Below are 7,176 nucleotides of genomic sequence, written 5' to 3'. Positions count from 1 at the left end.
TTATTTCGACTGCACCGTTAGCATTTCTATCCTTCCTCCCTATATTGTTCACGGGAGCGCCGCTCGTTAAAGCGTTGTACACGGGATATTTCGTCGTGTTGTTTCCACTATCATTTACTTATATGATCTTAACCAAGCAATTGTTTGATATCCATATCCTGCTTCGCCGCATTGTGTATACGACACTTATTTCAATGGTGCCAAGCACACTAATCGTACTCATGATTTCCCTGATTTTCGGCAAAGAAGTCACTATGAAAAACTTGTCGTTAAGCTTTTTATTTATTCTAACCACCATCTCCTTCTTACTTTATGTGCTTGAATATTTTGTTACGAAGCTGGATGCCATCATGTTTCCCAAAAAGTTTTACTTGCAGCTTGCACTGAAGAAAATTGCCAGAAACTTACGAACCATTACGAGTTTTCGTGAGCTAAAAGATATCATTCTGGTAGATATCGTAAGTACACTTAACGTCTACGGCGGAGCCATCGTTTTTCAATATCCGAATTCCATGGAAACCATTGGCGAGGGAGTTCTAGATTTAAATGAAATCGAACAATATCTGCGTGAGAATCGGTTGGATGACTCGAAATATTCCATTTTTGTCATTAATCAGAATGAAGAATACTCCTGCTATTTAGTCACTGCAAGGAAAAAGACCAACACACTGCTTAGTCTAGAGGAACGTCAATGGTTAAGTCTGATCATCTCTTATTTGGCAGTTAGCTTGGAAAATATATATCTGATCCGTAAATTAACGGTCAAATTGCATGATTTGGCTTCGCAAATTCCCAATGAGGAAGCCGGTCAGGACGTCGTTTGGCTTCGCAAATCGCTTTTTGAATTACAGGAACAAGAACGATATAGAATTGCTACGGATCTACATGATACGACCATGCAGGACATTTTATTAGTGCGTAGAAGATTAATTTCTTTTATCAATAATAACGAGGATCAACAGCAGGTGGTTCAAGCAATCAAGCATCTGGATTTGGTCAATGAAAGCTTACGTCAAAGCTGCTTCGAACTCAATCCGCATCTGCTTCAAAATATTGGATTAATTCAAACCATTCAAGCAACATTGGATCTGGATATTGGCTTAAACGAATATGAAACTCAGTTCCATGTTGAAGGAGCTTTGATCATTGAAAGGCTCGATATCGATATCAAGAAGCATACTTTCCGTATCTTTCAAGAGCTTATGCACAATGCCAAGAAGCATTCAAATGCCACGAAAGTCATCATTAAATTGGCGGTCGTTGAGAATTACTTGTGTTTATTTTACAAGGATGATGGGGTTGGCATTGACCCCCAAGCACTCGCCAAGGACAAAAGGCTTCGAACGATTGCTAACTCCGGCTTTGGACTAGAACAGATGAAAAGCCGAGTCTTACATTTGAGTGGACATCTAGAGCTTCTGTCAGATAAGGGAAGCGGCGTTGAACTCACCATTCGGATTCCCATACCTACACAGGAAGGAAGTACTGCATGAACAAGCAATCAAAAATTTTAATTGTAGATGATCACCCATTAATGGCTGAGGCAACTTCCAGTACTTTAAAACAACTTGACGGTGTGCAAATCGTTGGGATTGCTGGTAATGCCAAGCAATGCCTAGAACTCATGGACTTGCATGTGCCGGATATTGTTTTTCTAGACTTTAATTTGCCAGATCAGTACGGTGATGAAGTTGCCAAAATTATCAAAGGAAAATATCCTACGACACATCTGGTTATTTTCTCCGGAATTGAATTATCTCACCTCTATAACCATTTGATTGGGCTCGAGGTTAGCGCAGTAATCTCCAAGGAGTCCAGCGGGACGCTCATCAAGAGTTTAGTAACTCTCTTAATGGAGAATTTTACGGTAGTACCTGTTCCTGTTTTTCATAAAATGAGAGTATCGAGCGGAAATTTGCATCAGACGGATTTATTGGACGATGATGAAGTAAACATGATGACGATGATTGTTCAAGGCTTAACCAACGAACAGATGGCGGATGAAGTACATATGAGCAAACGTACTGTCGATAATTACGTCCGCAAAATTTACGAGAAACTAGGCGTCAAGTCCCGTGCGCAAGCGGTAGACAAGTTTAATCAGTTCAAGCATATATTTGATGTCAATCGGAGATAAGCGCGTTAATAGCGGCATCCTGGAGTGGTAGAGGAGCACAGAAAATCAATGCTTCAACCGAGCGACGGGAATTGGGTGTATGTGAGAATGCCGGCTGACTACTGGCTACTGACACTCACTACTGATTACTGGCTACTGGCTACTGACTAATGACCACTGACTGACTAACTCGCTACTGATTAACTGACTAACTGACCAATGACCGCTGACTGACTAACTCGCTACTGACCAACTGACTAACTGACCAACTGACCAACTGACCAACTGACCAACTGACCAATGACTACTATTACTGACCACTACTACTAGCAAGCTTGATTATCTAAATTAACGCCGATTGTTCCTGCTATTTTCCACAAGCGATCCATTTCATCCCAATTAAGTGGAATTTCTACCGCTAATTTCATCAATTTCTGCTGTTTTCGTACACTGCCGACGATTTAGATGTAGTTTCTGCAGCTATCCCCTCCCAGGGACCGAAGTAGCTCCGAATAACGGTACATTTTCCAGCTAATTCAGCTGAGTTTCGTTCATGGAGACTAGCAATTGGGGGAGCTAATTTCTACTAGACCCAGCAGCTTTCGGGCACCACCGAGACGACTTAGATGCAGTTGTAGCCATACAAATAGAGGCCAACCAGCTTATGCTGATTGACCTCTTTTCTATTTCGTACACGTTACTGATTCAATTTGACTATGGCACGTATAGCAGCTTCAATCTCCCGCTCAACAGCTCCAGAAACCACATCCGTGTGCGGATCATATACTTCTCTCAAATCCGCATCTGCGTAGCCATCCAGCGCGACTATCGCTCCAGCACGCACTCCGCGGAGCGAGGATATGACATATAACGCTGAGATTTCCATCTCAACAGCCAAGGCACCTGCTTGCTTGTATTTCTGTTCCAACACGAATCAACGTCTTTACGCCACCTTTGATCAACTCTTCGAAGCAAACAGCAGCTCCAGGCGATCCAACGCCATGACTGACAACGGTTATCGCTACGCCAGACGCTTCCCCTACGAAAGTCCGATATTCCCTGCTAAAAGCCAGCTCACGAACATTGTCCAGCTTGCGTGCAATCGCTTCTGCTCGGAATGGATCCCCGCAAACAATCGCGTATGGACTCAAATCCTCTGTATTTACTTGTAAAATGGATAATTTCAATCTAATCGAACTCCTTTCTAACCCACTCGTCTTCCGGAATCGGAATAGCTTCCCCTGAGAAACGTTGTTCTTCAAATGGGTCTGCTACATTATGGAAACCATTGCGCTCCCAGAATCCTTCACGGTCTTCCTTCATGAATTCGATACCCTGAATCCATTTGGCGCTTTTCCAGAAATATAAATGCGGTACGACAAGACGAAGCGGCCAACCATGCTTAGGTGTAAGCGGTTTGCCATCATAACTCATGGCGAGCAAAATATGGTCTCCCATCAGGTCATTGAGTGGAACATTCGTTTCATACTCATTATCTGCATGCAGCATGACATACTTGCCTTCTGGCTTCACGTTGATAAGTTTAAGGAAATCTCGAAAAAGTACACCTTCCCAAGCCGTATCCAGCTTTGACCAACGCGTTACACAGTGAATATCACAAATGATTTGCGTCCGAGGTAGCGCAAGCAGCTCTTCATAGCTAAAGGATTTCTCCTCCGCAACCTCACCGAACACACGCAACGACCACGTGGACATATCATACTTCGGCACTTCACCTTCGTGAAGGATCGGAAATCTCTCTGTGACAGCCTGTCCAGGTGGAACCCTGTCCGCAATTTCCGATGGAACATCTACAGCAGGAATATTCATACGCTTGATGCGCTCTGCTTTGCTATCTTTGTGCATCTGTCATCCTCCGTTACTTCCTTATCGGGAGCTGCCATTCGCCTTCTGCGCATCAGCCAAATAATTGCTTCTCCGGAAGAAAAGCATTGCCAGCAATGTCACAACGTAGGGCAGCATTTGTGTAAAATGGGTGGGCAAGGAGAAGCCCTGCAATCGGATACTAAACGCATCCATTAAGCCGAATAGCAAGCTGGAAGCCATAACGCCAATCGGATTAGCTTGGCCTAACATCGTTGCTACTAGAGCAATAAAACCTCTTCCGGCAGTCATTCCTTCTGTGAACATCGTCACTTGTCCCAGCGAAAGCTGCGCGCCAGCCAATCCGCAGAGCACTCCGCAGATAAGAACTGCCAAGTACTGCATCCGATTCACCTTGATTCCGATGCTTTTGCTGGCAATCGGATTCTCACCAACCGCAATCAATCGGAATCCCAATACAGACTTGAATAGAAAATACTGAAGGACAAATACAAGGATAAAGGCCAAATATACAAGCGGTGAATGCCCTGAAATAATCTCCCCTACTACGGGAATATCTTTGATGAACGGAATATCCCATTTCGGCAGTCCGATCATATTTTTATCATAGAAAGCGCCTTTGACATGAAAAATCGCCCGCAAGCTAAACGCAGTCAATCCTAGCGCCAGGAAATTAAACGAAATACCGACAACGATGACATTCGCCTGCAAATGAATACTTATATAAGCAAAAATTAATGAAAAGAGCATCGTGGCGACAACAGCAATAAGAACAGCTGCCAGAACATTTCCTGTGTAAAAGTTGCCCACAATCGCCGAGAACGCGCCGACTAACACGAAACCTTCCAAGCCTACGTTAAACAAGCCGACTCTGGAACATATGGCCCCGCCGAGTGCAGCAAGCAGTATCGGAGCCACCATCCGAATCATCGAGCTGAATAATGACACATCAAGAAGATGCTGCATCGCCTTTGCCTCCTTTCCGTCGTTTCCATAGGGTATAACTGAACTTCGCCGTAACAAACAAGATGAGTAAAGACTGAATAACACTTGAGATCTCTAATGGGATGCTCGTGTTCCGCTCAACACCCATACCTCCTGTTTGCAAAGCCGCAAGAAGAAGAGCCGCAATTGCTGTACCCAAAGGATGAGCACCTGATAGCAGAGTCGCCATAATGCCGGACCACGCATAACCAGGATTCGTTATCATCCCATCTGTGTATCGATACTGCATGCCGAGAACCTCGATTGCGCCAGCCAACCCAGCAAACCCGCCGCTGGCAAACATGCTGGCCAGCATCACTTTCCCTCTATTCACGCCTCCGTATCCAGCAAAAAGCGGATTGTACCCTAACATACGAATTTCATAACCGGCAACCGTATATTTAATAAACAGATAGAGAAGAACTGCGAGAGCAATCGCAATAATGAAGCCACCGTGAATGCTCATTCCTTGAAATAATTTGGGCAGCCAGACCCCTTTCTCAATCATCATCGTTTGAGCAAGAGCAGCTGAACCTGTTTTATCTTTAAAAGGATAGGCCACCATATAACCAGCAAATAAAGCAGCTATATAGTTCATTAACAGTGTTGTAATGATCAAATTCATTCTGAACTTGGCATCTAGCCAGCCAGCAAACGCCGACCAAATACCGCCGGCAATGATTCCGGCCAGTATAGCAGCCAATAATTTAAATAGCGCTGGTCCAGGTAAATAAAGAGCAGTCATTGCGCTGGATAATGCGCCCAGAATCATCTGACCCTCTGATCCCATGTTGAAGAATCCTGCACGGAAAGCGATCGATACACCTAAACCAACCAAAATCAGCGGCGTTGCCCGGGTTAGCGTATTCGTAATGAAAAAGAAATTACCGAACGCCCCCTTCCACATCTGTGCATAGGTGTCAATAACCGATCCGCCAATCAATGAAATGGCAATCGCCCCGCCTAATAATCCGATGATGACGGCAAGCAGCGGTTGGACCCAAGCGCTTATAGGGAAACGACTTTTAAGCATGAGAAACTCCTCCCGCCATCCACAAGCTAATCTGCTCCTCCGTTGCGTTCTCGGCAGAAATCTCGCCAGCTATTCGTCCTTCATACATGACAATAATACGATCCGAAAGCTTGAGAATTTCTGTTAACTCCGAGGAAACTAATAAAATTGCGCCCTGCTCGTCACGTTTGCGAAGCAATTCTTCGTGGATGAGCTCCATGGCTCCAATATCAACGCCACGAGTCGGTTCTGCTGCAATAAGAAATGGTTGTTTCTGCGCAATTTCTCTTGCTACGATCAGCTTTTGCAGATTGCCGCCGGATAGATACTTCACCTTCGCATCTTGCGATCCTGCTTTAATCTGAAATTGCTGAATGAAGCCACCCACCATTTGACGCAGCTCTTTTCCTTGTAAAAAGCCTTTGCGGCTGCGAGTTCTGTGATGACCCATTATTCCGTTTTCTAAGACGGTGCCTTCTTTCGCAGCACCCCATTGATACCGATCTTCCGGAACATGCGAAAGACCAACGTTTCTGATTTCCTGTACAGAACGCCCTTTCAGATTGTCGCCAAGCAACCGAATTTCCCCACGGTCAATTAGTTGGAGTCCAGAAATAGCTTGAAGAAGTTCAGATTGACCGTTCCCTGAAATACCTGCGATACCAACGATCTCTCCAGCTTTGACCTGGAAACTAACCTGATCCAGCACGGGTTTGCCTTTGCCCCCCATTATGGAAACATCTTTGACCTGTAGCACGGTTTCACCAAGTTTCACATCACTTTTGGTCGTAGGCAGCAGTTCCCTGCCCACCATTAGCTTGGACAAATCCTCAACATTGGTTGCACCAGCATCCAGCTCTCCCGTTACTTTCCCATCACGAAGGACAGTAACCCGGTCAGCAATTTCCATCACTTCATGAAGCTTATGCGTGATGATGATAAAACTCTTCCCTTGATTAGCCAAATTTCTCATAATAACGAGAAGCTCCTTCGCTTCAAGCGGCGTCAAGACCCCAGTCGGCTCATCCAAAATAATAATGTCGGCACCCTGATACAGCACCTTCAAAATTTCCACACGCTGCTGCATGCCAAGCGGAATATCCGCCACTTTCTTAGATGGATCAATCGGCAAGCGATACTGCTCGCATAATGCTTCTACTTGCTTGACGGCCTTTTTGCGGTCGAATTTGAGTCCTGACTTAGGTTCATTACCAATAAC

6 protein-coding genes and 1 pseudogene are annotated in these 7,176 nt (G+C 44.9%); 2 read left to right on the top strand and 5 right to left on the bottom strand.

The genetic code is table 11. The features are described from left to right. Nucleotides 1–1,493 (top strand): sensor histidine kinase (locus AC1DUA_RS26625; protein ID WP_477502642.1); only part of this gene is annotated, 1,493 nt, incomplete at its 5' end. Next, on the top strand, nucleotides 1,490–2,137 hold the full coding sequence (locus AC1DUA_RS26620) for a response regulator transcription factor (RefSeq protein WP_477502641.1): 648 nt from the start codon (nucleotides 1,490–1,492) through the stop codon (nucleotides 2,135–2,137). The genes AC1DUA_RS26625 and AC1DUA_RS26620, both read left to right, overlap by 4 nt. A gap of 676 nt (nucleotides 2,138–2,813) precedes the next feature. Here AC1DUA_RS26620 and AC1DUA_RS26615 read toward each other — a convergent pair. The 5 genes and pseudogenes from AC1DUA_RS26615 to AC1DUA_RS26595 form a co-directional block, all read right to left on the bottom strand. Continuing rightward, a pseudogene (locus AC1DUA_RS26615) lies at nucleotides 2,814–3,303 on the bottom strand (phosphorylase family protein). Between the two features lies 1 nt (nucleotide 3,304). After that, nucleotides 3,305–3,982: a sulfite oxidase-like oxidoreductase gene (locus AC1DUA_RS26610; RefSeq protein WP_477502640.1), complete on the bottom strand. Its 678-nt coding sequence runs from the start codon at nucleotides 3,980–3,982 to the stop codon at nucleotides 3,305–3,307. A gap of 21 nt (nucleotides 3,983–4,003) precedes the next feature. Next, on the bottom strand, nucleotides 4,004–4,927 hold the full coding sequence (locus tag AC1DUA_RS26605) for an ABC transporter permease (protein ID WP_477502639.1): 924 nt from the start codon (nucleotides 4,925–4,927) through the stop codon (nucleotides 4,004–4,006). Continuing rightward, the gene (locus AC1DUA_RS26600) at nucleotides 4,911–5,978 is read right to left on the bottom strand and encodes an ABC transporter permease (RefSeq protein WP_477502638.1); all 1,068 of its coding nucleotides are present in this window, start codon (nucleotides 5,976–5,978) and stop codon (nucleotides 4,911–4,913) included. The genes AC1DUA_RS26605 and AC1DUA_RS26600 overlap by 17 nt, the downstream gene beginning before the upstream one ends. Beyond that, a partial coding sequence (locus AC1DUA_RS26595; protein WP_477502637.1) for an ABC transporter ATP-binding protein occupies nucleotides 5,971–7,176 on the bottom strand: 1,206 nt, incomplete at its 5' end. The genes AC1DUA_RS26600 and AC1DUA_RS26595, both read right to left, overlap by 8 nt.

The organism is Paenibacillus sp. 01T422 (assembly GCF_056398785.1).
Note: the sequence above shows the minus strand (reverse complement) of the source record. Positions and strands in the feature narration are given on the sequence as shown.